General features: G+C 70.9%; 22 protein-coding genes. 6 read left to right on the top strand and 16 right to left on the bottom strand.

Translation table 11 applies throughout. The annotated features are described in order from the left end of the window. Window positions 1-38 precede the first annotated feature (38 nt). The gene (locus tag ABCS02_RS07370; RefSeq protein WP_345834933.1) at window positions 39-962 is read right to left on the bottom strand and encodes a heme o synthase; all 924 of its coding nucleotides are present in this window, start codon (window positions 960-962) and stop codon (window positions 39-41) included. 355 nt (window positions 963-1,317) lie between these two features. Here ABCS02_RS07370 and tkt point away from each other — a divergent pair, with 355 nt between their 5' ends. Genes tkt through pgl form a run of 6 tightly spaced genes read left to right on the top strand, consistent with a single transcriptional unit; the run spans window position 1,318 to window position 9,457 of the window. Further along, a complete protein-coding gene (gene tkt, locus ABCS02_RS07365; protein ID WP_345834932.1) occupies window positions 1,318-3,411 on the top strand; it encodes a transketolase in 2,094 nt (697 codons plus the stop codon). Window positions 3,412-3,445: 34 nt separating this feature from the next. Next, window positions 3,446-4,573: a transaldolase gene (gene tal / locus ABCS02_RS07360; RefSeq protein ID WP_345834931.1), complete on the top strand. Its 1,128-nt coding sequence runs from the start codon at window positions 3,446-3,448 to the stop codon at window positions 4,571-4,573. Then, window positions 4,570-6,180, top strand: a complete 1,611-nt coding sequence (locus tag ABCS02_RS07355) for a glucose-6-phosphate isomerase (protein WP_345834930.1) — start codon at window positions 4,570-4,572, stop codon at window positions 6,178-6,180. The genes tal and ABCS02_RS07355 overlap by 4 nt, the downstream gene beginning before the upstream one ends. Before the next feature lie 9 nt (window positions 6,181-6,189). Further along, window positions 6,190-7,731 (top strand): glucose-6-phosphate dehydrogenase, encoded by a 1,542-nt coding sequence (zwf, locus tag ABCS02_RS07350; RefSeq protein ID WP_345834929.1) that lies wholly within the window; start codon window positions 6,190-6,192, stop codon window positions 7,729-7,731. Next, complete coding sequence (locus ABCS02_RS07345; RefSeq protein ID WP_345834928.1) at window positions 7,728-8,690, top strand: glucose-6-phosphate dehydrogenase assembly protein OpcA; 963 nt, start codon at window positions 7,728-7,730, stop codon at window positions 8,688-8,690. Before zwf ends, ABCS02_RS07345 begins: the two co-directional genes overlap by 4 nt. Then, a complete protein-coding gene (gene pgl, locus ABCS02_RS07340; protein WP_345834927.1) occupies window positions 8,687-9,457 on the top strand; it encodes a 6-phosphogluconolactonase in 771 nt (256 codons plus the stop codon). The genes ABCS02_RS07345 and pgl overlap by 4 nt, the downstream gene beginning before the upstream one ends. A 58-nt stretch (window positions 9,458-9,515) precedes the next feature. Here the strand turns inward: pgl and ABCS02_RS07335 are convergent, their stop codons facing one another. From ABCS02_RS07335 to ABCS02_RS07265, 15 genes are all read right to left on the bottom strand, one after another. Next, the gene (locus ABCS02_RS07335; RefSeq protein ID WP_345834926.1) at window positions 9,516-9,881 is read right to left on the bottom strand and encodes an RNA polymerase-binding protein RbpA; all 366 of its coding nucleotides are present in this window, start codon (window positions 9,879-9,881) and stop codon (window positions 9,516-9,518) included. 27 nt (window positions 9,882-9,908) lie between these two features. After that, window positions 9,909-10,154: a preprotein translocase subunit SecG gene (secG, locus tag ABCS02_RS07330; protein ID WP_179605831.1), complete on the bottom strand. Its 246-nt coding sequence runs from the start codon at window positions 10,152-10,154 to the stop codon at window positions 9,909-9,911. Window positions 10,155-10,262: 108 nt separating this feature from the next. After that, window positions 10,263-11,066: a triose-phosphate isomerase gene (gene tpiA / locus ABCS02_RS07325; protein ID WP_345834925.1), complete on the bottom strand. Its 804-nt coding sequence runs from the start codon at window positions 11,064-11,066 to the stop codon at window positions 10,263-10,265. Next, a complete protein-coding gene (locus ABCS02_RS07320) occupies window positions 11,054-12,271 on the bottom strand; it encodes a phosphoglycerate kinase (protein ID WP_345834924.1) in 1,218 nt (405 codons plus the stop codon). The genes tpiA and ABCS02_RS07320 overlap by 13 nt, the downstream gene beginning before the upstream one ends. A gap of 14 nt (window positions 12,272-12,285) precedes the next feature. Next, entirely contained in the window at window positions 12,286-13,290 is a 1,005-nt protein-coding gene (gene gap / locus ABCS02_RS07315) for a type I glyceraldehyde-3-phosphate dehydrogenase (RefSeq protein WP_345834923.1), read from the bottom strand. Window positions 13,291-13,395: 105 nt separating this feature from the next. After that, window positions 13,396-14,022, bottom strand: coding sequence for a superoxide dismutase (locus tag ABCS02_RS07310; protein WP_345834922.1), 627 nt, complete (start codon window positions 14,020-14,022; stop codon window positions 13,396-13,398). Between the two features lie 114 nt (window positions 14,023-14,136). Continuing rightward, the gene (gene whiA / locus ABCS02_RS07305; RefSeq protein ID WP_345834921.1) at window positions 14,137-15,117 is read right to left on the bottom strand and encodes a DNA-binding protein WhiA; all 981 of its coding nucleotides are present in this window, start codon (window positions 15,115-15,117) and stop codon (window positions 14,137-14,139) included. Window positions 15,118-15,174: 57 nt separating this feature from the next. Next, complete coding sequence (rapZ, locus tag ABCS02_RS07300) at window positions 15,175-16,062, bottom strand: RNase adapter RapZ (RefSeq protein ID WP_345834920.1); 888 nt, start codon at window positions 16,060-16,062, stop codon at window positions 15,175-15,177. Window positions 16,063-16,178: 116 nt separating this feature from the next. Continuing rightward, window positions 16,179-18,182 carry an excinuclease ABC subunit UvrC gene (gene uvrC, locus ABCS02_RS07295; protein ID WP_345834919.1) on the bottom strand — a complete coding sequence of 668 codons (2,004 nt, stop codon included), beginning with the start codon at window positions 18,180-18,182 and terminating at the stop codon, window positions 16,179-16,181. Window positions 18,183-18,191: 9 nt separating this feature from the next. Continuing rightward, complete coding sequence (uvrA, locus tag ABCS02_RS07290) at window positions 18,192-21,113, bottom strand: excinuclease ABC subunit UvrA (RefSeq protein ID WP_345835191.1); 2,922 nt, start codon at window positions 21,111-21,113, stop codon at window positions 18,192-18,194. A 199-nt stretch (window positions 21,114-21,312) separates the two neighbouring features. Continuing rightward, complete coding sequence (locus ABCS02_RS07285) at window positions 21,313-21,834, bottom strand: hypothetical protein (RefSeq protein WP_345834918.1); 522 nt, start codon at window positions 21,832-21,834, stop codon at window positions 21,313-21,315. Further along, window positions 21,831-23,135: a DUF58 domain-containing protein gene (locus tag ABCS02_RS07280; protein WP_345834917.1), complete on the bottom strand. Its 1,305-nt coding sequence runs from the start codon at window positions 23,133-23,135 to the stop codon at window positions 21,831-21,833. Before ABCS02_RS07280 ends, ABCS02_RS07285 begins: the two co-directional genes overlap by 4 nt. Before the next feature lie 23 nt (window positions 23,136-23,158). Further along, window positions 23,159-24,223, bottom strand: a complete 1,065-nt coding sequence (locus ABCS02_RS07275; protein WP_345834916.1) for a MoxR family ATPase — start codon at window positions 24,221-24,223, stop codon at window positions 23,159-23,161. Further along, window positions 24,220-24,816, bottom strand: coding sequence for a hypothetical protein (locus tag ABCS02_RS07270; protein ID WP_345834915.1), 597 nt, complete (start codon window positions 24,814-24,816; stop codon window positions 24,220-24,222). Before ABCS02_RS07270 ends, ABCS02_RS07275 begins: the two co-directional genes overlap by 4 nt. Continuing rightward, on the bottom strand, window positions 24,813-25,547 hold the full coding sequence (locus ABCS02_RS07265; protein ID WP_345834914.1) for a DUF4129 domain-containing protein: 735 nt from the start codon (window positions 25,545-25,547) through the stop codon (window positions 24,813-24,815). Before ABCS02_RS07265 ends, ABCS02_RS07270 begins: the two co-directional genes overlap by 4 nt. Window positions 25,548-25,690: the final 143 nt, after the last annotated feature.

Raw genomic sequence — 25,690 nt, 5'->3', positions numbered from 1 at the left:
GCGCCGATTCGCGCCATTCGGCACGAATCGCCAGTGGGTCAGAACCAGAGCAGCGGGTCGATCGCGACGGCGAGGAAAATGAGCGTCAGGTAGGCGATGGAGCCGTGGAACACGCGCATCGGCGAGACATGCTCGTGGCGGATCGCCAGGTTGTAGAGCCGGTGCGACTCGTAGAGGAACCAGCCGCCGGCGCCCAGGGCGACGACGGTGTAGACCAGCCCCATGTGCGCGACCGGGATCAGCAGCAGCGAGCACGCGACCATCGCCCACGCGTACAGGATGACCTGGAGGCCCACGACCGTGCGGCCGCGGACGACGGCGAGCATCGGCACGCCGGCCTCCTTGTAGTCCTCGCGGTACTTCATCGACAGCGGCCAGTAGTGCGGCGGCGTCCAGAGGAAGATGATCCCGAACAGGATGACCGGCGCCCAGGCCAGCGAGCCGGTGACCGCGGCCCAGCCGATGAGCACGGGCATGCAGCCGGCGACGCCGCCCCAGACGATGTTCTGGGCGGTGCGGCGCTTGAGGATGAGCGTGTAGAAGACGACGTACAGCAGGATCGCGCCGACCGACAGCGCCGCCGCCAGCCAGTTCGTGAAGAAGCCGAGCACCAGCACGGAGGCGATGCCGAGCACCCACGCGAAAACGAGGGCCTCGCGGTCGCTCAGCTCGCCGGTGACCAGGGGCCGGCGCTTGGTGCGGCGCATCACGCGGTCGATGTCGCGGTCGATGTAGCAGTTGAACGCGCCGGCGGAGCCCGCCGACATGTAGCCGCCGACCACCGTGGCCAGCACGAGCCAGAGGTTCGGGATGCCGTGCGCGGCGAGGATCATCGTGGGGACGGTCGTGACCAGCAGCAGCTCGACCACGCGCGGCTTGGTGAGGGCGAGGTACGCCTTGGCCTTGCGCGCGACACCGATGCGGGCCGCCGGTTCGACACGGCTCTCTACAGCGACGTCCATTGCTCCTCGGTATTACTGGGATCGTGCGGCCGCGGGACGCCGGTCTCACGAGGTGTCCCGGCGACTGTGCGGATTGTTACAGACCGCGACCAGTCTACGACACCGGTGCAGTTCCGCAGTCTTCCGCGGCGGGCCGCCGCGTGGTAGCGCACAGACCTGCGGGAACACCCCAGGTTTCGTGCGTGTTACCTATACTTGGAGATGCTCGCCAGCCGGGACCCCTTTCCCTCGAAGCCTGTTTGTAGGACTGTGACGGAAGACGTGACCGGCGCCGATGACGTCCACGGCGCGCACTACCTCAACCGGTGCGGGTTACACGACGACCCCACCACCTCTAGGAAGGGTCAGTTTTCACGTGGCAGCTCTGCAGTGGGATCCCATTGACAACAAGGCAGTAGACACGGTCCGCGTCCTCGCGGCCGACGCGGTGGAGAAGGTGGGCAACGGGCATCCCGGCACCGCGATGAGCCTCGCCCCCGCCGCGTACCTGCTCTTCCAGAAGGTCATGCGCCGCGATCCTCACGACGAGCACTGGCTCGGCCGCGACCGCTTCATCCTGTCCGCAGGCCACAGCTCGCTGACCCAGTACATCCAGCTCTACCTCGGCGGCTACGGCCTCGAGCTCGACGACCTCAAGGCGCTCCGCACCTGGGGCTCGCTCACCCCGGGCCACCCCGAGTACCGCCACACCAAGGGCGTCGAGATCACCACCGGCCCGCTCGGCCAGGGCATCTCCTCCTCGGTCGGCTTCGCCTACGCGCAGCGCTTCGAGCGCGGCCTGTTCGACCCGGAGGCCGAGGCGGGCACGAGCCCGTTCGACCACTTCGTCTACGTCATCGCGAGCGACGGCGACCTGGAGGAGGGCATCAGCTCGGAGGCGTCCAGCCTCGCCGGCCACCAGCAGCTCGGCAACCTGATCGCCATCTACGACGCCAACCAGATCTCGATCGAGGACGACACCAACATCGCCTTCACCGAGGACGTCAAGGCGCGCTACGAGGCCTACCACTGGCACGTCCAGGTGGTCGACTGGAAGAAGACCGGCGTCTACGAGGAGGACGTGCAGGAGCTGCACCAGGCCATCGTCAACGCGCAGGAGGTCACCGACAAGCCGTCCCTGATCGTCCTCAAGACGATCATCGGCTGGCCGGCCCCCAAGAAGCAGAACACCGGCAAGATCCACGGGTCCGCCCTGGGCGCCGACGAGCTGCGCGCGGTCAAGGAGGTGCTCGGCTTCGACCCCGACCAGACCTTCGAGGTCGCCGAGGACGTCATCGACCACACCCGCAAGGCCGTCGAGCGCGGCGCGGAGGAGCACGCCGAGTGGCAGAAGGGCTTCGACGCCTGGGCCGCCGCCAACCCGGAGCGCAAGGAGCTCCTCGACCGCCTGCTCTCCGGCGACGTGCCCGCGGGCTTCGAGGAGGCCCTCCCGGTGTTCGAGGCCGGCAAGGACGTCTCGACCCGGGCCGCGAGCGGCAAGGTCATCAACGCCATCGCCGGCGTCATGCCCGAGCTGTGGGGCGGCTCGGCCGACCTCGCCGAGTCCAACAACACCACCATCGAGGGCGCAGCGTCGTTCGTGCCCACCGTGCACTCCACGCACGAGTGGACGGGCAACCCGTACGGCCGCGTGCTGCACTTCGGCATCCGCGAGCACGCCATGGCCGCGATCCTCAACGGCATCGTGCTGCACGGCCCGACCCGGCCGTTCGGCGGCACGTTCCTGATCTTCAGCGACTACCAGCGCCCGGCGATCCGCCTGGCCGCGCTCATGCAGGTGCCGTCGATCTTCGTCTGGACGCACGACTCCGTCGCCCTCGGCGAGGACGGCCCGACGCACCAGCCGATCGAGCAGCTCTCGACCCTCCGCGCCATCCCGCACCTCGACGTCGTCCGCCCGGGCGACGCCAACGAGGTCGCCTACGCGTGGAAGACCATCCTGGAGCGCCGCGGCGGCCCGGCCGGCATCGCGCTGACCCGCCAGAACATCCCGGTGTTCGAGCGCGGCGACGGCGAGGCCACCGGCGACACGCTGGCGTCCGCCAAGAATGTCGCCAAGGGTGCGTACATCCTGGCCGAGGCCCCGGGCGGCACCCCCGACGTGCTGTTCATCGCGACCGGCTCCGAGGTCCAGATCGCGCTGGAGGCCCGCGAGGTCCTCCGCGGCGAGGGCATCAACGCCCGCGTCGTCTCGGCCCCCTGCCTGGAGTGGTTCCACGAGCAGGACGCCGCCTACCAGGAGAAGGTGCTGCCGAAGGACCTCAAGGCCCGCGTCTCCATCGAGGCCGGCCTGGCGCTCGCCTGGGACAAGATCGTCGGCGACCACGGCCGCAGCGTCTCGATCGAGCACTTCGGCGCCTCGGCCGACTACAAGACGCTGTTCCGCGAGTTCGGCATGACCACCGAGCACGCCGTCGCCGCAGCCAAGGAATCGCTCGCGTCGCTCTGAGCGCGGGCACGGAAGAAGAGAAGAAGAAACCACGATGACCGACACCACTTCCACCACCTCCTCCCCCACGGCCGAGCTGTCCGCCGCCGGCGTCAGCATCTGGCTGGACGACCTGTCCCGTGAGCGCATCGCCACGGGCGGCCTCCAGAAGCTGATCGCCGAGCGCAACGTCGTCGGCGTGACCACCAACCCGACGATCTTCGCCGCGGCCCTCTCCAAGGGCGAGGCGTACGACGCCCAGGTGAAGCAGCTCGCCGCCGCCGGTACGAGCGTCGAGGACGCGATCTTCGAGATCACGACCGACGACGTCGCCGACGCCAGCGACATCTTCCACGACGTGTTCGAGGCCAGCAACGGCGTCGACGGCCGCGTCTCCATCGAGGTGGAGCCCGGCCTGGCGCACGACGCGCACGGCACCATCGAGGCGGCCAAGAAGCTCGCCGCCAAGGTGAACAAGCCCAACGTGCTCATCAAGATCCCGGCGACGGTCGAGGGCCTGGAGGCCATCACCGAGACCATCGCGGCGGGCATCAGCGTCAACGTCACGCTGATCTTCAGCCTGGAGCGCTACCGCCAGGTGATCGACGCCTACCTGACCGGCCTGGAGAAGGCCAAGGCCGCGGGCATCGACCTCTCCGGCATCCAGTCGGTCGCGTCGTTCTTCGTGTCCCGCGTGGACACCGAGGTCGACAAGCGCCTGACGGCGATCGGCTCGGATGAGGCCCACGCGCTCAAGAGCAAGGCCGGCGTCGCGAACGCCCGCCTCGCCTACGAGCTGTACGAGCAGGAGTTCGCCACCGACCGCGCCAAGGCCCTCGTGGCCGCGGGCGCGAACGAGCAGCGCCCGCTCTGGGCCTCCACCGGCGTGAAGGACCCGAGCCTGCCCGACACCCTCTACGTCACCGAGCTGGTCGCGCCGAACACGGTCAACACCATGCCCGAGAAGACGCTGGAGGCGACCTTCGACCACGGCCAGATCGCCGGCGACACCGTCACCGGCAACTACGCCGACGCGAAGGCCGTCCTGGACGCGCTGGCCGGCCTCGGCATCTCGTACGACGACGTGACCGCCACCCTCGAGCGCGAGGGCGTCGACAAGTTCAACGTGTCGTGGGGCGAGCTCGTCGAGACCGTCACCAACGCTCTGGAGGCCGCCAAGTGACCTTCCGCATCCACGTGACCGGCGCGGCGGCCGAGGCCGTCGCGTCGGTCGTGCCGCAGCTCGTCGCCGACCGGGTCGCCTCCGGCATCACGGCCCAGGACCCGGCCCTCTGGGGCCCGGCCGCCGAGCCGGAGGCCGCCAAGCGCCTCGGCTGGACCGAGGCCGTCGCGATCTCCCGCCCGCTGGTCGCCGAGATCGTCGCGCTGCGCGAGCAGCTGCACGCCAAGGGCGTCAACCACATCGTCCTCGGCGGCATGGGCGGCTCCTCGCTCGCGCCCGAGGTCATCACCCGCACCGCGGAGGCCGAGCTCACGGTCCTCGACTCGACCGACCCCGGTCAGGTGCTCTCGGCCCTGCGCGACCGCCTGCAGGCGACCGCCGTCGTCATCTCCTCCAAGTCGGGCTCGACCCTGGAGACCGACAGCCAGAAGCGCGTCTACGAGAAGTGGTTCCGCGACGCCGGGATCGACCCGACCGAGCGCATCGTCGTCGTCACCGACCCGGGCTCGCCGCTCGACCAGTCGGCGCGCGAGGCGGGCTACCGCGTCTTCAACGCCGACCCCAACGTGGGCGGCCGCTACTCGGCCCTGACCGCGTTCGGGCTGGTCCCGTCCGGCCTCGCCGGCGTGGACATCTCCGAGCTGCTGGACGAGGCGGAGGCGACGCTCATCGAGCTCGCCGTCGACAACGACGCCAACCCGGGCCTGGTGCTCGGCGCGGCCATCGCCGGCACCAACCCGCTGAAGGACAAGCTGGGCATCGTCGCGGACGGCACCCACATCGTCGGGTTCGCCGACTGGGCCGAGCAGCTCATCGCGGAGTCCACCGGCAAGGAGGGCACCGGCCTGCTCCCCGTCGTGCTCGACACGCTCGCCCCGGAGCTCACGTCGAAGCCGGCGGACCTCCAGGTCGTGCGGCTCGTCGCCAACGCCGAGGCCCGCCACCTGTTCCCGGCCGACCGGCACGAGGGCGAGATCCTCGTCTCCGGCAGCCTGGGCGCGCAGCTCATCGTCTGGGAGTACGCCACCGCCGTCGCGGGCCGGCTGCTCGGGATCAACCCGTTCGACCAGCCCGACGTGGAGGCCGCCAAGGTCGCCGCGCGCGCCCTGCTGGAGAACCGCCCGGAGACCGCCGCGCCCGCCTTCACCGCGGGCGGCGTCGAGGTGCGCACCACCGGGTCGTTCCTCGGCGACGCCTCGACGCTCGACGGCGCGGTGGACGCCCTTCTCGCGCAGCTCGGACCGGACGGCTACGTCTCGGTGCAGGCCTACGTCGACCGCCTGGCGCTGCCGCAGCTCGCGGGCATCCGCGACCTGCTCGCCGCCAAGGCCGGCCGCCCCGTCACGTTCGGCTGGGGCCCGCGCTTCCTGCACTCGACCGGCCAGTTCCACAAGGGCGGCCCGGCCGTCGGCGTGTTCCTGCAGCTCACCGCCGCAGCGCCGGAGGACCTGGAGATCCCGGACCGTCCGTTCACGTTCGGCCAGCTCATCCAGGCCCAGGCCGCCGGCGACGCGAGCGTGCTCGGCGAGCACGGCCGCCCGGTGCTGACCCTGACCCTCTCGAACCCCGAGGCCGATGTGGTCGCGCTGTTCGAGGCCGTCAACTAGAGGAGCCAGATGTCACCGGTGGAGATCACCCCGGAGTTCAACCCCCTGCGGTTGCCCTCCGATCGTCGCCTCAACCGCATCGCGGGGCCGAGCAGCCTCATCATCTTCGGCGTGACGGGTGACCTGTCGCGCAAGAAGCTGATGCCGGCCGTCTACGACCTGGCGAACCGCGGCCTCCTGCCGCCCGGCTTCTCGCTCGTCGGGTTCGCCCGCCGCGACTGGGAGGACCAGGACTTCGAGAAGGTCGTCTACGACGCGGTCAAGCAGTACGCGCGCACCCCGTTCGACGACGACGTCTGGAAGCAGCTCGCCCAGGGCATCCGCTTCGTCTCCGGCGAGTTCGACGACGCCGAGGCGTTCCAGCGGCTCAAGGAGACCGTCGAGAAGCTGGACGTCGAGCGCGGCACGATGGGCAACCACGCGTTCTACCTGTCCATCCCGCCGAAGGCGTTCCCGCTCGTCACCGAGCAGCTCAAGAAGTCGGGGCTGGCCGACCAGTCGGGCACCGGCTGGCGCCGCGTCGTCATCGAGAAGCCCTTCGGCAGCGACCTGAAGACCGCGCGCGAGCTCAACCACGTGGTCGAGTCGGTCTTCCCGCCCGACTCGGTCTTCCGCATCGACCACTACCTCGGCAAGGAGACGGTCCAGAACATCCTGGCGCTGCGCTTCGCGAACGAGCTGTACGAGCCGATCTGGAACGCCAACTACGTCGACCACGTGCAGATCACGATGGCCGAGGACATCGGCGTGGGCGGCCGGGCCGGCTACTACGACGGCATCGGTGCGGCGCGCGACGTCATCCAGAACCACCTGCTGCAGCTCCTCGCCCTCACGGCGATGGAGGAGCCCATCTCGTTCGACGCCGCGGACCTGCGCGCCGAGAAGGAGAAGGTGCTCGCGGCCGTGCGGCTGCCGGAAGACCTGGCGAAGTCGACCGCGCGCGGTCAGTACGGCAGCGGCTGGCAGGGCGGCGAGAAGGTCGTCGGCTTCCTGGAGGAGGACGGGATGAACCCCGAGTCCACCACGGAGACCTACGCGGCCATCAAGCTCGACATCGGCACCCGCCGCTGGGCCGGCGTCCCGTTCTACCTGCGCGCGGGCAAGCGCCTGGGCCGCCGGGTCACCGAGATCGCGGTCGTGTTCAAGCGGGCGCCGCAGCAGCTCTTCGCGGAGTCGCAGACCAGCGCGCTCGGCCAGAACGCGCTCGTCATCCGCGTGCAGCCCGACGAGGGCGTGACCATCCGCTTCGGCTCGAAGGTCCCCGGCGCCGGCATGCAGGTGCGCGACGTGAGCATGGACTTCGGCTACGGCCACGCCTTCACCGAGGCGAGCCCCGAGGCCTACGAGCGACTCATCCTCGACGTCCTGCTGGGCGACCCGCCGCTGTTCCCGCGGCACGAGGAGGTCGAGCTGTCCTGGAAGATCCTCGACCCGATCGAGGAGTTCTGGGCCACGCAGGGCCAGCCCGAGCAGTACCGCCCCGGAACCTGGGGCCCGACTTCCGCCGACGAGCTCCTCGCCCGCGACGGCCGCGTCTGGAGGCGTCCATGATCGTCGATCTGCCCGACACCACGACGAGCAACATCTCGAAGGCGCTCGTCAAGATCCGCGAGGAGGGCGGCGCCGTCGCCCTCGGCCGCGTGCTGACGCTCATCATCGCGACCCACCTCGGCCAGGAGGAGGAGGCCATCGAGGCCGCCAACGACGCCTCCCGCGAGCATCCGATGCGCGTCATCGTGGTCTCGACCGAGGAGGACCGCAGCCACACGGACTCCGGGCGTCTCGACGCCCAGATCCGCGTCGGCGGCGACGCGGGCGCCAGCGAGGTCATCGTGCTCCGCGCCTACGGCGAGACCGCGAGCGACGAGGAGGGGCTGGTCACCGGCCTCCTGCTCCCCGACGCCCCCGTCGTCGTCTGGTGGCCGGGGATCGCGCCCGCGAAGGCGTCGACCTCCCCGCTCGGCCGGATCGCCACGATCCGGATCACCGACGCGTCGGCGCAGCCGAACCCGCAGGAGGCGCTGTTCCACCTCTCGGAGACGTACGCCCCCGGCGACACGGACTTCGCCTGGACGCGGCTCACCCTGTGGCGCGCTCAGCTCGCGGCGGTGCTCGACCAGCCGCCGTACGAGCCGATCACCGCGGTGGATGTCGCCGGCGCTGCCGACTCGCCCTCCACGCTCCTGCTCGCCGCCTGGCTGCGCCTGCAGCTCCAGGTGCCGGTGAAGTACGACCTCGCGTCGCGCGCGATCGGCTCCGGCGGCATCCACGGCGTGAAGATGGAGCGCGCGACCGGCACCATCGAGCTGGAGCGTGAGGTCCCGAACATCGCGCGGCTGTCCCAGCCCGGCCAGCCGACGCACGACCTGTCGCTGCCGCGCCGCAGCCTCCGGGACTGTCTCGCCGAGGAACTGCGTAGGCTGGACCCCGACGACCTGTACGGTGAGGTCATCACGAAGGGTCTCGGGCTGCTCGAGGCCTCCGACGAAGGAGCGGGCGCGACAGCATGACGAACGAACGGCGGGTGCTCGTCCACCCCGACAAGGAAGCACTCGCCGCGTCGGTGGCCGCGCGCTTCCTCACCAAGACGATCGACATCCTCGACGACCTGGGCGCGGCGAACGTCGCGCTGACGGGCGGAACGATGGGCATCGCCGTGCTGGAGGCCGTCAACGGCTCCCCCGCGCGCGACACCATCGACTGGTCGAAGGTGCACTTCTGGTGGTGCGATGAGCGGTTCGTCGAGAAGTCGAGCGAGGAGCGCAACGAGCGCCAGGCGCGCGAGGCGCTCCTCGACCACCTCCCGGTCCCGCCGGAGAACATCCACCCGTTCCCGGCCTCGGACGAGATCCCGGACATCGAGGAGGCCGCGCGCGTCTACGCCGCCGAGCTGGAGGCGTTCGCCCCGGAGGGTGCGGCCTTCCCGAAGTTCGACATCACCTTCCTCGGCGTCGGGCCGGACGGCCACATCGCGTCGCTGTTCCCCGACCGCGCCGGCATCCGCGAGACGGAGGCCACCGTGATCGTGGAGCGCGAGTCGCCGAAGCCGCCGCCGCAGCGGCTCAGCCTCACCCGGCCGGTGCTCAACGCCTCGGACCGGATCTGGCTGGTGCTGTCGGGCAGCGACAAGGCGAGCGCCCTCGGCCTCGCCCTCGCGGGCGCGAGCTACACCGAGGTGCCGGTCGCCGGCGCCAAGGGCCGCAAGCGCACCGTGTTCTTCGTGGACAAGGACGCCTCGGTCGACGTGCCGGAGAACCTCATCGCTCCGAGCTACTGACCACGCAGACACGAAGAAGCCCCGCCGGTCATCGACCGGCGGGGCTTCTTCGTAGGCTCTAGTTGCTGGTGGGCTTGCCGCGGCGGGCGCGGAGCTGGTTGAGGGCGTCTTCGAGCAGCTGCTCCGCCTCCTCCTCCGAGCGGCGCTCCTTCACGTAGGCCAGGTGCGTCTTGTAGGGCTCGGTCTTCGCGACCGACGGCGGGTTCTCCTTGTCGCGACCGGCCGGGAGGCCGGTGGACGGCGAGTCGATCACATCGGGGATCTCCTCGTCGGGCAGGTTCGCCGCGAAATAACGGACGGTCTCGTTGCCGAGGGCGTCCCAGTACGAGACGGCCACGCGCTCGGCGTGGAAACCGCGGTCCTGTTCGCCCATCGGGCCCGCGCCGACGCGCGAGCCACGGATGGCGCTTCCTCCGGATGCCATGCTTCTCCTCTGGTGAAGGCGCGCCGGTTAGGCGCTGAACTTGGTGATGAGCCCGAGGACGACGATGCAGGTGATCCAGATGAGCCCGAGAATGACGGTGATCCTGTTGAGGTTGCGCTCTGCGACGCCCGACGCGCCCAGGTTGGACGTGACACCGCCGCCGAACATGTCGGAGAGGCCGCCGCCGCGTCCCTTGTGCAACAGGATGAGGAGGGTCAGCAGGAGGCTGGTGATCCCCAGCAGTACCTGGAGGATGACCGTGAGAATCTGCACGCTTGACCTTTCGATGCGACCGGGCCGACGCCCGGCAAAACCAACGACCAGTATAACCGCCGAAGGGCGCGGCGGCTCACCGGCGTTCCGGGGAGCCGCCGCGCGCCGTCAGAGTCCGACGTGCTTCTGGTAGCGGATGATGGCCGAGAACTCGGCCACGTCCAGGCTCGCACCGCCGACGAGCGCGCCGTCGACGTTCGGCTCGCGCATGAAGCCGGCGATGTTGCCGGACTTCACCGAGCCGCCGTAGAGGATGCGCGTCTTGGCCGCGACCTCCTCGCCGAGCGTCTCGACGATGACCGCGCGCAGCGCCGCCGCGACCTGCTCGGCCTGCTCCGGCGTCGCCGCCTGACCGGACCCGATGGCCCAGACCGGCTCGTACGCGACCACGAAGTCGGCGGCCGAGTCGACCGACGCCAGGGCGGCGCGCAGCTGGGCGACGGGGACGGCGCTCGCGCCGTGCGTCTCCAGGTCCTCCGCGGTCTCGCCGACGCAGATGATTGGCGCGATGTTGTTCTTGATGGCCTGCGCGACCTTCGCCGCGACCTGCTCGTCGGTCTCGTTGTGCAGCGTGCGCCGCTCCGAGTGGCCGATGATCACGTAGCGCGACTCCAGGGCGGCGAGGAACGACGCCGCGACCTCGCCCGTGTAGGCGCCCGAGTCGTGCTCGGAGACGTCCTGGCCGCCGAACGCGATCGGCAGCTTGTCGGCCGAGATGAGCGTCTGCACGCTGCGCAGGTCGGTGAACGGCGGGAACACGGCGACCTCGACGGCCGAGTAGTCGTGCCCGGCGTCCTTGAGGGTCCACGCCAGCTTCTGGACGACCGCGATCGCCTGCAGGTGGTCGAGGTTCATCTTCCAGTTGCCCGCGATCAGCGGGACCCGCCGCACGGACTCGTTCACTGCTGCCATCCCAGGACCTCCAGACCCGGCAGGTGCTTGCCCTCGAGGAACTCGAGGCTCGCACCGCCGCCGGTAGAAATGTGACCGAACTGATCGTCGGCGAAACCGAGCGCGCGCACGGCGGCCGCGGAGTCTCCCCCGCCGACCACGCTGAGGCCGTCCACCTCGGTGAGCGCCTGCGCGATCGCCTTCGTGCCCGCCGCGAACGGCGCCAGTTCGAAGACGCCCATCGGGCCGTTCCAGAACACCGTGCGGGCGCCGCGGATGTACTCCGAGAACAGCTCGCCGGTCTCCGGGCCGATGTCGAGGCCGAGCCCGGAGGCGCCCCAGTCGGTGTCCTCGATGCCGTCGACCGGGCGCACCACGTGCTCCGCGTCGGCGCCGAACTTCGAGGCCACGACCACGTCGCGCGGCAGGACGATCTGCACGCCGAGCTCCTCGGCTTTCGCCAGGTAGCCCTTCACGGTGTCGAGCTGGTCGGCCTCCAGCAGGCTGGAGCCCACCTTGTGGCCGAGCGCCGCGAGGAAGGTGAAGAGCATGCCGCCGCCGATGAGCAGCGAGTCCACGCGCGGCAGCAGGTGGCCGATCACGCCGAGCTTGTCGGACACCTTGGAGCCGCCCAGCACGACCGCGTACGGCCGCTCGGGGTTCTCGGTGAGCCGGTCGAGCACGTCGAGCTCGGCCGCGATGAGCGTGCCCGCGGCGCTCGGGAGCGCCTTCGCGAGCTCGTACACGCTGGCCTGCTTGCGGTGGACCACGCCGAAGCCGTCCGACACGAAGGCGTCGCCGAACGCGGCGAGCTTGGCGGCGAACGCCGTGCGCTCCGCCTCGTCCTTCGCGGTCTCCCCCGGGTTGAACCGGAGGTTCTCCAGCAGGGCGACGTCGCCGTCCTGCAGGCCGGCGACCGCGGACTCGGCGCCAGCGCCGACGGTGTCCTGCGCGAAGGTCACCGGCTTGCCCAGCAGCTCCGAGAGCCGCTGGGCCACCGGCGCCAGGCTGTACTTCGAGTCGGGCGCGCCCTCCGGGCGGCCCAGGTGGGAGATCACGACCACCTTGGCGCCCTGATTGATCAGGGCGTCCAGGGTGGGAATCGACGCTCGCACGCGGCCGTCGTCCGTGATCTTCCCGTCCTGGAGGGGGACGTTCAGATCACAGCGGACGACGACGCGTTTTCCGGCGAGCGAACCGAGTGAGTCGAGGGTGCGGAGCGTCACGTCGGTTCCGGCCCTTACAGACGCTCGGCGACGTACTCGGTCAGGTCGACCAGACGGTTGGAGTAGCCCCACTCGTTGTCGTACCAGCTGGAGAGCTTGACCTGGTCGCCGATGACGCGCAGCAGACCCGAGTCGAAGATCGACGAGTGCGGGTCGGAGACGATGTCGGAGGAGACGATCTCGTCCTCGGTGTACTTGAGGATGCCCTTGAGCGGACCCTCGGCGGCCTTCTTGTACGCGGCCTTGACCTCGTCGACGGTGACCGGGCGCGAGGCGGTAACGGTCAGGTCGGTGATCGAGCCGGTGGGGACCGGCACGCGCAGCGCGAAGCCGTCGAGCTTGCCCTTGAGCTCCGGGAGGACCAGGCCGATCGCCTTGGCGGCGCCGGTGGAGGTCGGCACGATGTTGATCGCGGCGGCGCGGGCGCGGCGGAGGTCGCTGTGCGGGCCGTCCTGCAGGTTCTGGTCGGCGGTGTAGGCGTGGACCGTGGTCATCAGACCGCGCTCGATGCCGAACTCGTCGTTGAAGACCTTGGCCAGCGGCGCGAGGCAGTTGGTGGTGCACGACGCGTTGGAGATGATGTTGTGCTTCTCCGGGTCGTACAGGTGCTCGTTCACGCCGATGACGAACGTGGCGTCCTCGTCGGTGGCCGGAGCGGAGATGATGACCTTCTTGGCGCCGGCCTCGAGGTGCTTCTTGGCGTCGGCGGCCTTGGTGAAGCGCCCGGTGGACTCGATGACGATGTCCACGCCCAGGTCGCCCCACGGGAGGTTGGCCGGGTCGCGCTCCTCCAGGACCTTGATCGGCTTGCCGTTGACGACGATGCTGTCGCCCTCCAGCTCCACCGTGGCGTCCAGGCGGCCCGTGATCGAGTCGTACTTGAGCAGGTGGGCGAGCGTCTTGTTGTCGGTGAGGTCGTTCACCGCGACGATCTCCAGGTCGCTTCCCTTGGCGAGGGCCGCGCGCAGGTAGTTGCGACCAATGCGACCGAACCCGTTGATTCCGATCTTTACGGACACAGATGTCTCCCGTTGCTTCGTGGGGGCGCCGGGCGGCGCCATGTGGGTGTATTCAGGCGGACGGCGGCGTCCCGGGAAGGCTCTCCCTCCCGGGACGCCCACCCGCTACGACAGTAGCAGCAGACCCGAGGTCTTCTCGCGGGCCTTCACGAACCGGTCGGACACGTCTGCCCAGTTGGTGATGTTCCAGAACGCCTTGACGTAATCCGCCTTGACATTCACGTAGTCGAGGTAGAAGGCGTGCTCCCACATGTCGAGCAGCAGCAGCGGGATGGTGGCCGCAGCGAGGTTGCCCTGGTGGTCGTAGAGCTGCTCGATGATGAGCTTCTGGCCGAGCGAGTCCCACGCGAGGATCGACCAGCCGGAGCCCTGGATGCCGAGCGCCGAGGCGGTGAAGTGGGCGCGGAACTTGTCGAACGAGCCGAAGAACTCGTCGATCGCCGCCGCCAGCTCGCCGGTCGGCTTGTCGCCGCCCTCCGGGGAGAGGTTGTTCCAGAACACGGTGTGGTTGACGTGGCCGGCGAGGTTGAACGCCAGGTCCTTCTGCAGCTTGTTGACGTAGGTCAGGTCGTCGGCGTCGCGCGCCTCCTGCAGCTTGGCGATCGCGGTGTTGGCGCCGTCCACGTACGCCTTGTGGTGCTTGTCGTGGTGCAGCTCCATGATCCGGCCGCTGATGTTCGGCTCCAGGGCCGAGTAGTCGTACGGAAGTTCGGCGAGCGTGTAGTCAGCCATTACTCATCTCCACAGTTGTTCTTCTTCGAGACCCGATTCGGGCGACTTCTTCAGTCTAGTGAGCGCAACCCGGCCGGCTTCGTGTCTCTTCCCGGCCGCAGGCCCATCCGGAAACTACACCTCATCCAGGTCGGCGGGGAGGTTCGCGTCGGTGCCGGGGATGTCCAGCTCGGAGGCCTTCTTGTCGGCCATCGCCAGGAGCCGGCGGATGCGGCCCGCCACGGCGTCCTTCGTCATGGGCGGGTCGGCGTGGTGGCCGAGCTCGTCCAGGCTCGCGTCGCGGTGCGCCAGGCGCAGCTCGCCGGCGTAGCGCAGGTGCTCCGGGACGTCCGGGCCGAGGATCTCCAGGGCGCGCTCGACGCGGGAGCAGGCGGCGACGGCGGCCTGGGCGGAGCGGCGCAGGTTGGCGTCGTCGAAGTTGACCAGGCGGTTGGCGGTCGCGCGCACCTCGCGGCGCTGGCGGAGCTCCTCCCAGTTGGCGACGGTGTCCACCGCGCCCATCACGACCAGCATGGCGCTGATCGCCTCGCCGTCGCGGATGACGACGCGGTGCACGCCGCGCACCTCGCGGGCCTTGGCCGACACGCCGAGGCGGCCCGCGGCGCCGACGAGGGCCATCGCGGCCTCGTTGCCCGGGCAGGTGACCTCCAGTGCGGCGGAGCGGCCCGGGTCGGTCAGCGAGCCGTGCGCGAGGAACGCGCCGCGCCAGACGGCCGCGAGCTCCTCGCGGGAGCCCGTGGTGAGCCGGTTCGGGAGGCCGCGGATCGGGCGGCGGCGGGCGTCCAGCAGGCCGGTCTGGCGGGCGAGCGTCTCGCCGCCCTCCAGCACGCGCACGAGGTACTGGCTGGCGCGGCGGACGCCGGAGGCCGAGATCACGGACACGTCGCTGCGGACGCCGTACAGCTCGGCGAGGTCCTTGCGCACGCGGCGGGCGAGCTCAGGCGTGTCCAGCTCGCTCTCGACCGCGATCCGGCCGCCGATCAGGTGCAGTCCACCGGAGAACCGCAGGATGGTCGCGAGCTCCGCGGCGCGGACGGTCGTCTTGCTGACTTCGACCTTCGTGAGTTCGTCTTTGACGTCGGCGGTGAGAGCCAATCGGATTCCTAACTGTGAAAGACGGCGCGGGTCACGCCGTGAAGTGGGCGGCCGGCATCATTCACGGCCCAGGTCGCGGTGCTTGGTGTTGACCGCGACGCCGGGGAAGCCCCTCAACCGGGTCGCGAGCTCTTCGGCTATCGCGACGGACCGGTGCTTCCCTCCCGTGCAGCCTATCGCGATCATCGCGTGCCGCTTGTTCTCCCGCTGATAGCCGGCGAAGATCGGGCGCATCGCGGCGACGTAGCCGGCGATGAACTCCTCGGCCCCGTCCTGCTGGAGCACGTACTCGCGGACGATCTCGTCCAGCCCGGTGTGCGGGCGCAGTTCGGGGTTCCAGAACGGGTTCGGCAGGAACCGCGCGTCGGCCACCAGGTCGGCGTCCGGCGGGAGGCCGTACTTGAAGCCGAAGCTCATCACCGTCACCTGCACGCCGGCGGTGTCCTCCGCGGCGAAGGTGTCGGTGATGTTGGTGGCGAGCTGGTGGATGTTCAGGTCCGTGGTGTCGACGATGATGTCGCTCGCCTCGCGGATCTCGCGCAGCCGCGCGCGCTCCGCGTCGATGCCGTCGAGGATGGTGCCGTTGCCCTGCAGCGGGTGCGGGCGGCGCACCTGCTCGAAGCGGCGCACGAGCACGGCGTCGGAGGCCTCCAGGAACAGCACGCGCACCTTGGTGCCCTCGCGCAGGCTCTGGATCATCGACTGCAGGTCTTCGAAGAAGTTGCGGCCGCGGACGTCGACCACCGCGGCGATGCGCGGCAGCCCCGACTCGGCGCGGTTCGCCAGCTCGATCAGCGGCCGGAGCATCTGCGGCGGGAGGTTATCGACCACGTACCAGTCGAGGTCTTCGAGGGCGTTGGCGACCGTCGACCGGCCCGCCCCCGACATCCCGGTCACGATCAGCACTTCCTGCTGCTCGGTGTTCGTGTCGACGTCGCTCGCCACGTTGTCTCCTTCTCTGACCGGGTGCGACCAGCCTACCGACTGACCCGCCGGGCCGAGGCGGTTTCCGCCGAACGGTGCGCGTCTGCGCGCACCCCTCCTTCGGGGCGGGTGCGCGTTCAGCCGGCGGCGAGGCGCTCGTGCACGGCCGCCGCAATCGTCGGGCCGACCCCGCGCACCTCCGCGATCTGCTCGGGCGTCGCCTGCCGGAGCTGCGCCACCGAGCCGAAGTGCTTGAGCAGCTCCTTCACGCGCGCAGGCCCCAGGCCCGGGATCTCGCCGAGGACAGTGGAGATGTCGCGCTTGCGCCGGGCCCGCTGGTACGTGATCGCGAAGCGGTGCGCCTCGTCGCGGAGGCGCTGCACCAGGAAGAGCGCGTCGCTGTTGCGCGGCAGGATGACCGGGAAGTCGGAGTCCGGCAGCCAGATCTCCTCCAGCCGCTTGGCGATGCCGGCGAGCTGGATGCCGGTGACGCCGGACTCGTCCAGCGCGCGCTGCGCGGCCGCGACCTGCGGCTGGCCGCCGTCGACGATGAGCAGGTTCGGCGGGTAGGAGAACTTGCGGCGGCGGCGCTCGGCGGCCTCCGCGAGCTCGGCGTCCACGTCGATCCGCGGGTCGTCGCCGTCGCCGTCGCGCTGCTCGATGTCGGGCTGCTCGATGTCGGGCTGTTCGGCGACGTCCGCCTGATCGGCATCGTCCCTGAGGTACGCCAGCCGGCGCGAGATGACCTGGTAGATCGACTCGGTGTCGTCCGTCGACTCGGGGATGCTGAAGCGGCGGTACTGGTCCTTGCGCGGCAGGCCGTCCTCGAACACCACCATCGACGCGACGATGTTCGTGCCGCTGAGGTGCGAGACGTCGAAGCACTCCATGCGCAGCGGGGCCTCCCCCATGCCGAGGGCGTCCTGGATGTCGTTGAGCGCCTTCGACCGGGCGACGAAGTCGGAGCTGCGGCGGGTCTTGTAGAGGATGAGCGCGTTCTTCGCGTTCATCTCCGCGGTCTGCGCCAGCGCGGCCTTGTCGCCGCGCTGGGCGACCCGCAGCTCGACCCGGCCGGTCGACTTGGGGCCGCGACGGACCGGGCCGGCCTCGTCGGCCTCCACGCGGCGCGCCATCAGCCACTGCTCCAGCTCGGTCGCGTCGTCCGGCAGCTCGGGCACGATGATCTCGCGGGGCGGGGCGTCCGTGCCCTCGTAAGCGTTCTGGAGCACGGTCTCGACCAGCTCGCCGAGCGTGATGTCGAGCTCCTTGTCGACCACCCAGGAGCGCACACCGCGGATGCGGCCGCCGCGGACGATGAACTGCTGCACAGCGGCGGCGAGCTCGTCGTGCGCGATGCCGAACGCGTCGAGGTCGACGTTCTCCTGGAGGACGACGGCGCTCTTGCCCATCGCGGCCTCCAGTGCGCCGATCGCGTCGCGATGCCGCGCCGCGGCCTCGTAGTCGAGGGTGCTCGCGGCCTGCTTCATCTTCTCGGTGAGGTCGCGGATGTACTTGGTGTCGTTGCCCGCCATGAACGAGACGAAGTCCTCGGCGAGCTCGCGGTGGTCCTCCGGGCTGATCCGGCCGACGCAGGGTGCGGCGCACTTGCCGATGTCGCCGAGCAGGCAGGGCCTCCCGGTCAGCTCGGCGCGGCGGTAGACGCCGTCCGAGCAGCTCCGCACCGGGAACGCCTTCAGCATGAGGTCGACCGTGTCGCGGATCGCCCAGACCTTCGTGTACGGGCCGAAGTAGCGCGCGTCCTTCAGGTTGCGGTTGCGGGTGACCATGACGCGCGGGATGCGCTCCCCCAGCGTCACCGCCAGGTACGGGTACGACTTGTCGTCGCGGAACTGCACGTTGAACGGCGGGTTGAACTCCTTGATCCAGGTGTATTCGAGCTGGAGGGCCTCGAACTCGCTGGCGACCACCGTCCACTCGACGCTGGCCGCCGTGGTGACCATGCGCCGGGTGCGCTCGTGGAGGCTGCGCAGCGGCTGGAAGTAGTTGCTCAGCCGCGCGCGGAGGTTCTTCGCCTTGCCGACGTAGAGCACCCGCCGGTTCTTGTCGCGGAACCGGTAGACGCCCGGCTGCGTGGGGATCTCGCCGGCCTTGGGGCGGTAGCCGACCGTGTCCGTACTCACAGCGCGATCCTACGCGGCGCCGCGGACACGCTCGCTGCCGAGGGCGCCCTCCCCCTGGAGGATCTCCTTGAGGAAGTAGCCCGTGTGGCTCCCCGGCGTCTCGGCCACCTGCTCGGGCGTCCCGGTCGCGATGACCGTCCCGCCGCCTGCGCCGCCCTCCGGGCCCATGTCGATGATCCAGTCCGCCGACTTGATGACGTCGAGGTTGTGCTCGATGACGATGACCGTGTTGCCCTTGTCGAGCAGGCCGTTCAGCACCAGCAGCAGCTTGCGGACGTCCTCGAAGTGCAGGCCGGTGGTCGGCTCGTCGAGCACGTAGACGCTGCGGCCGTTCGACCGGCGCTGCAGCTCGGTCGCGAGCTTCACGCGCTGCGCCTCGCCGCCGGACAGGGTCGTCGCACTCTGGCCGAGCCGGACGTAGCCGAGGCCGACGTCCACGAGCGTCTGCAGGTAGCGGTGGATCGCCGAGATCGGCCGGAAGAACTCCGCCGCCTCGCTGATCGGCATGTCGAGCACCTCGGCGATGTTCTTGCCCTTGTAGTGCACGGTCAGGGTGTCGCGGTTGTACCGCGCTCCCCCGCAGACCTCGCACGCGACGTAGACGTCGGGCAGGAAGTTCATCTCGATCTTGATCGTGCCGTCACCGGAGCACGCCTCGCAGCGGCCGCCCTTGACGTTGAAGCTGAACCGGCCGGGCAGGTAGCCGCGGGCCTTGGCCTCCGGCGTCTCGGCGAACAGCGTGCGGATGCGGTCGAACACGCCGGTGTAGGTCGCCGGGTTGGAGCGCGGCGTGCGCCCGATCGGCGCCTGGTCGACGTGCACGACCTTGTCGAGGTTCTCCAGGCCGGTCACCGTGCGGTGCTTGCCCGGCAGCTTGCGGGCGCCGTTGAGCTTGTTGGCGAGCACGCGGTACAGGATGTCGTTGACCAGCGAGGACTTGCCCGAGCCGGACACACCGGTGACCGCCACGAACGCGCCGAGCGGGAAGTCGACAGAGACCTTCTTGAGGTTGTTGGCCTCCGCGTCCACCACCCGGATCACGCGCTTCTTGTCGATCTTGCGGCGCTTCTCGGGAATGACGATCTCGCGCCGGCCGGCCAGGTAGTCGCCGGTCAGCGACTCGGTGTTGGCGAGCAGCTCGTCGTAGGAGCCGGAGTGCACGACGTGTCCGCCGTTGACGCCGGCGCCCGGGCCGATGTCGACGATCCAGTCGGCGGTGCGGATGGTGTCCTCGTCGTGCTCGACCACGATCAGCGTGTTGCCGAGGTCGCGCAGCGCGACGAGCGTGTCGATCAGCCGGCGGTTGTCGCGCTGGTGCAAGCCGATGCTCGGCTCGTCCAGCACGTAGAGCACGCCGGTGAGGCCGGACCCGATCTGGGTCGCGAGCCGGATGCGCTGCGCCTCGCCGCCGGACAGCGTCGCCGCGGCCCTGGCGAGGTCGAGGTAGCTCAGGCCGACCTGGATGAGGAAGTCGAGCCGGATCTTGATCTCGCGCAGCACCTGCGCGCCGATCTTCTGCTCGCGCTCGGTCAGGTGCAGCTTCTCCATGAACGCGCGCGCGTCGGAGAGGCTGAGCAGGGACGCGTCCGCGATCGACGCGCCGTGGACGAGCACCGAGAGCACCTCGGGCTTCAGCCGCTTGCCCTGGCAGACCGGGCACGGCACCTCGCGTAGATACTCGGCCCAGCGGGCGCGCTGGGTGTCGGTCTCGGCCTGCATGTACTGGCGCTCGATGTAGGGCACGACGCCCTCGAAGCCGGACGTGTACGACATCTCGCGGCCGTAGCGGTTCTTCCACCGCACCTTGACCTCGAAGTTGTCGCCGCGCAGCACGGCCTCCCTGACGTTCTGCGGGAGCTTCTTCCACGGCGTGCTCAGCGAGAAGCCGAGGTCGCGCGCGAGGCCGTCGAGCAGCTTCTCGTAGTAGTTGAAGAGACCCTTGCCCTGCGTCGTCCACGGGACGATGACGCCCTCGGCGATGCTGAGCGAGTCGTCGCCGAGCAGGAGGTCTTCGTCCACCGACATGCGCGTGCCGAGGCCGGAGCACTCCGGGCAGGCGCCGAACGGCGCGTTGAACGAGAAGGTGCGCGGCTCGATCTCGGTGAGCTGGATGGGGTGGCCGTTGGGGCAGGACAGCTTCTCGCTGAACGACTGCCACGCCGCCGGGCCCTCGCGATCCACGAAGTTGACCTGCACCAGCCCGTCGGTGAGCCGCAGCGCGGTCTCCAGCGAGTCGGTGAGCCGGCTGAGGATGTCCGGCCCCGCCACGAGGCGGTCGACCACGACGGAGATGTCGTGCTTGTACTGCTTCTTGAGCGTCGGCGGCTCGCTGAGCTGGATCTGCTCGCCGTCCACGAGCGCGCGCGAGTAGCCGCTCGCCGCGAGCTCCTTGAAGAGGTCGACGAACTCGCCCTTCTTCTGGGAGATGACGGGGCTGACGACCATGTAGCGCGTGCCCGGCTCCAGCTCCATGAGTTGGTCGGCGATCTGCTGCACCGTCTGGCGCTGGATCTTCTCGCCGCAGACCGGGCAGTGCGGGACGCCAATGCGCGCCCAGAGCAGGCGCATGTAGTCGTAGATCTCGGTGATCGTGCCGACCGTCGACCGCGGGTTGCGGTTGGTGGACTTCTGGTCGATCGACACCGCCGGGCTCAGGCCCTCGATGAAGTCGACGTCCGGCCGGTCGACCTGGCCGAGGAACTGCCGCGCGTACGCCGAGAGCGACTCGACGTAGCGGCGCTGTCCTTCGGCGAAGATCGTGTCGAACGCGAGCGACGACTTGCCCGAGCCGGACAGGCCGGTGAAGACGACCAGGGAGTCGCGCGGGATCTCCAGGTCGACGTTGTGGAGGTTGTGCACCCGAGCCCCGCGGACGCTGAGGTGCGACCCCACGACCTTGCTCGGATTGCCTGCCGAACTCCTGCTACTCAGAGTGCTCACTCGTTCCATTCTCCGCTATTCGCCGTCGCCCCACCCGCGTGTTCGCCCACCGCGCACCGGCACGGTTCCCCCGTCGGAGGCCCTGCCGGCGGGTTCGAAGCTTTGTTCGATTCTAGCAACCCGGACAGGGGATGTGCGACCACGCGCGAGCGTACGCCGGACCACCGACATTCGTACCGGGGGGCGGTGCTCACGCCCGCGGCCGGGCGAGCAGGAGCGACGCGAGCAGCACCACCAGCCCGACGATCGCGCCCCCCGACACCACCGCCAGCCAGGGCGCCGCCGCCGGCCGGGCGACCAGCAGCAGCACGATCGCGACGGCCTGAACCGGGACCTGGATGAGGATCACGCGCCGCAGCGACGGCAGCAGCACCGAGGGCTGCACGCGGGCGGTCGCGGGCAGGACGAGCATCCACGCCGCGAGGACGTGCAGGACGTGCACCGCGGCGATGACGGCGAGCAGCCGGAGGGTGAGCGTCCCCGGCTCCAGGAGCGTGGAGAACGCGAGCACGGCGATGAGGACCCAGGCGACCCGCCACCGCGGGACGGCGAGGGCGACCGCGGTGAGGAGGACGGCCACGCCGGGCCACGGGCCGCTGGGGGCGGTGGTGACGGCGAGCGGGACGGCGACGACGGCGAAGGCGACGCGGAGGGACCAGGCCGGGACGGTGAGGCCGAGGTCGGGGGTGGGAGGGGCCTCGACGCCGCTCATCCCCGCCTCCGAGGCGTCGCCAGCCGCCGCAGCATCGCGTCGCGCTCCGGCGACGTCCACTCCAGCAGCTCCGCTCCCGCCGCGCGCAGCCGGTCCAGGCGCAGCCCGCGCTCAAGGTCCACGACCCGCAGCGCCAGCCGTTCCCGGGCCGGGAGCTCGTCCACGGCGCGCGGCGGCAGCACGTCGACCGCCACCACCCGGTGTCCCGCCGCGCGCCAGGTGAGCGCCAGGCGCATGGCCTGGTCGTCCAGGAACGTGGACATCACGAACACGACCGCTCCCTGCGCGAGCCGCGGCGCCCGGGCGCGCTCGGTCGCCGACCCGTGCGCGGTGGTCAGTTCGACCGCCCGCAGAACCCGGTGCAGGTGTCGTGCGCCGGCGCGCGGCGGCAGCGCACGGCGGGCGTCGGAGAGGTCGTCGAAGCCGACCCGGTCGGACGCGGCGGCGTACGCGCCCGCCAGCGAGACCGCGGCCTCCCGCGCGACGTCGAGGGAGGTCGCCCCCGGCCGCTGGTAGGGCGCCGCCCAGCCGGCGACCGCGCCCGGGACGTCGTCGCGCGCGTCCAGCACGAGCTGCACCGCCGCGTCGGAGGTCGCCGTGGTCCGCCGCACGTAGAGCTCGCCCGGACGCTGCGCGAGGCGGGCGGTCGCCTTCCAGTCGATCCGGCGCAGCCGGTCGCCGGGACGGAAGCGGTCGATGTCCCGGAACTCGCCGCCGTCGCCCGGCCGCGCGGACACGTGGCCGCCGGTCAGTCCGAGCAGGCGCGCGGGCAGCGGGAGGCTGCGGATCCGCTGCGCGGCCGGCCGCACCACGCGCTCCGCGACGGCGGGGACGCCGGGGTGGCCGGTCCACGCGGCGTCCGGACCGATCCCGCGCGCCGCGAGCGACAGGATGCGCTGCGGGCCGGAGTGCGAGACGGCGACGCGGAAGCGCAGCCGGGCAGCCTCCCGGGGCGTCACCACCGCGTCCTCCGGGTGCCGGTCGGTCCGGTGGATGCGCAGGTGCACGCCGTCCAGCCGACCATCCGCCTCCGCGACCGCGTCGACGCGCACGCGGCCGTCCTGGTCGTCGCCGGCGATGGTCACGCGGGCGCGCGCGGCAGCCGAGTCCGGCCGGGACGACCAGCCGAGCACCGCCGTCAGCAGCAGCGGGGCCGCCACCAGCACCAGCTCCAGGCGCGACAGCACGAACGCCGCGACCAGGCACACGGCCGCGACGATCGCGGCCGCGGTCACCGCCGGGCTCAGCGCCCACCCGGAACCGCCGGCCGGCGCCTCCGCCCGCTCGCGTGGGCCGGGCATGCGCGCCCGCGACCACAGCGACATCAGTCCGCGGCCTCCCGTTCGCGAGTCCCGACCGCGGGAGGTCCGGGCACCGAGGACACGACCTCCAGGACCACCTGCGCGGCGCTCACGCCGCTGGTCCACGCCTGAACGGTCAGCGTCAGCCGGTGCGCGAGGACCGGCACGGCGACGCGCTTCACGTCGTCGGGGATGACGAAGTCCCGGCCGGCGAGCACCGCCAGCGCCCGCGCGACCAGGAGGAGGCCCTGCGACCCGCGCGGCGAGGCGCCGACCTCCACGGAACGGTGCCGGCGGGTGGCGGCGGCGAGGCGCACGCAGTACGCGGCGATGTCGGGGTCCACGTCCACGCTCTCCACCCCGGCCTGCATGGCCAGGAGGGTCGCCGCGTCCGTGACCGGCTCGACCGTGGCGACCTCGTGCCGCCGGGCGACACGGGCCAGGAGGACCTGCGTCTCGCCGTCCGCGTCCGGGTAGCCGACGCCGAGCCGCACCATGAACCGGTCGAGCTGCGCCTCCGGGAGGGCGTAGGTCCCCTCCGACTCGATCGGGTTCGCGGTCGCGACGACGTGGAACGGCCGCGGCAGGGGGAAGCTGCGCCCCTCCACGGACACCTGCCCCTCGGCCATCGCCTCCAGCAGCGCCGACTGCGTCTTCGGCGAGGTGCGGTTGATCTCGTCCGCGAGGAACAGCCCCGTGAACACCGGCCCCGGCCGGAACTCGAACTCGGCGGTGGACGGCACGTAGACGAACGAGCCGGTGATGTCGGACGGCAGCAGGTCGGGCGTGCACTGCAGCCGCCGGAAGTCCAGGCCGACGGCGCTCGCGATGCTGCGCGCGGCGAGGGTCTTGCCGAGGCCGGGGACGTCCTCGAACAGCACGTGGCCGCCGGCGAGGACGGTGGCGAGCGCGATGTGCAGGGGCTCGCGCATGCCGACGACGACGGACTCGACCCGGTTCAGGACCTCGGCGCCGAGCCGGGCGACCTCGGTGACGGGGAGCGGGGCTGGGGCGGTGGCGGTGGTGGGCGAGGCGGTGGTGGAGGTTGTGGTGCTGGACGTCGCGGTGCTGGACGTGTCCGGGATCATACGGCTCCTGTCGTGTCTGCGGTAAGCGGGTCGGCGGGGCGAGCGCCGGCGAGCCGTTCGATGCTTTTCGGGTCGTGGGCGGTGGAGGCGCGGGTGGGGTGGCCGTCCGCCACTGAACCGACCGCGGCCAGCGTCTCCAGCCGCGCCAGCGACGCCGCGAACTCCTTCGGGCGCGGGGCCGCAGCGCTGCCCTTGCGCAGCATCGCGGCGGTCCCCTCCCCCAGCAGCCGGACGACCTCCGGCTGGGCGACAGGGTCGTCGAGCCGAACCCCGTACCGGTCGAGCACCTCGGCGGCGAGCCCGCGGAGGCGACGGACCGCCTCGGGCGACACCCTCCCGCCGCGCGCGCCGAGCGACCAGCCGAGCTGCACGACGTCCCGCCGCGCGCCCGCCCGCGGCTGCGGCGACGGGACCGGCCAGGTCACCTCGGCCTGTTCGCCGAGGAGCGACAGCATGGCGCCGAGCGCGAAGACCACGAACCCGAGGCCGACGGAATGCGGCGCGTCCATCCCGAAGAACCAGGCCGCCACCCCGACGATCACGGCCGCGAGCACGCAGCCCACGGCGCGCCGGACCATCCGCGCCCGGGTCATCGGGGCACCCCACCGGCCGCGGCGGTCCCCCACGAGGCGCGCAACGCCTCGATCGCAGCGCGGGCCGCGTCGACGTCTGCCGCGGTCACGGGCGCTTCGCTGAACCGGGCGCGCAGGTACAGATCGAGAAGGTCACCCGCGGCATCCCGGTCGGAGGCGACCCTGGCGAGGACCCGGCGGACGAACTCCCCCGGCGTCTCGGCCGGGAGCCGGTGGACGCCGCTGTCCGCTGCACCCTCCTCCAGCCCGAGCCACGCCCGCTCGATGGCGTCCCGCGGCTCCCGCCCCTCGCCGAGCAGATCGAGGGCGCGGTCGAGGCCGCGGCGCACGCGCTCGGGTCGCGGGTGCGCGGGCGGCTCCGGCGCGACGGAGCCCTCGGTGGAGCCGTCGACGTCGCCGTCGAGGCCGGGGTACTCGGGACGCAGCCTCCGCCGCAGGTACCGGTAGAGCAGCGCGAGCAGGACGACGACGATCAGCGCGATGACGGCGTAAGTCACCCAGGTCAGGTCGATGCGGGTCTCATGCGGGACGTCCTGCGGCGCGGGGGTGCCGGTGGCCCGCTGCTGCTCCCCCGGGTGCGGCTGGAGGTCCGCGGCCGGCGGGGTGAACCGGAGGCCGGTGAACACGGGAGCGCCCTGGAACGCGAGCGCGAGGCCGGAGAGGGCGAGCAGGAGGCCGGCGGCGGTGACCATGCCCCACCGCTGCCGCGTCCGCGTCGCCTTCGAGCCCACTCTGCCACCGTAGCGCGGAGGGAGTAAGAGTGCGCGGAGGGATACCGGTGCGCGTACGCAAACAATCCATTGCGATTCAACCGATCGACCGATACCTTCAACTGCGCCGAGAATGTGCGCCAGGTTCAGCTCAAGGAGGAGCC

The sequence above is a fragment of the Microbacterium sp. X-17 genome, assembly GCF_039615055.1.
Note: the sequence above shows the minus strand (reverse complement) of the source record. Positions and strands in the feature narration are given on the sequence as shown.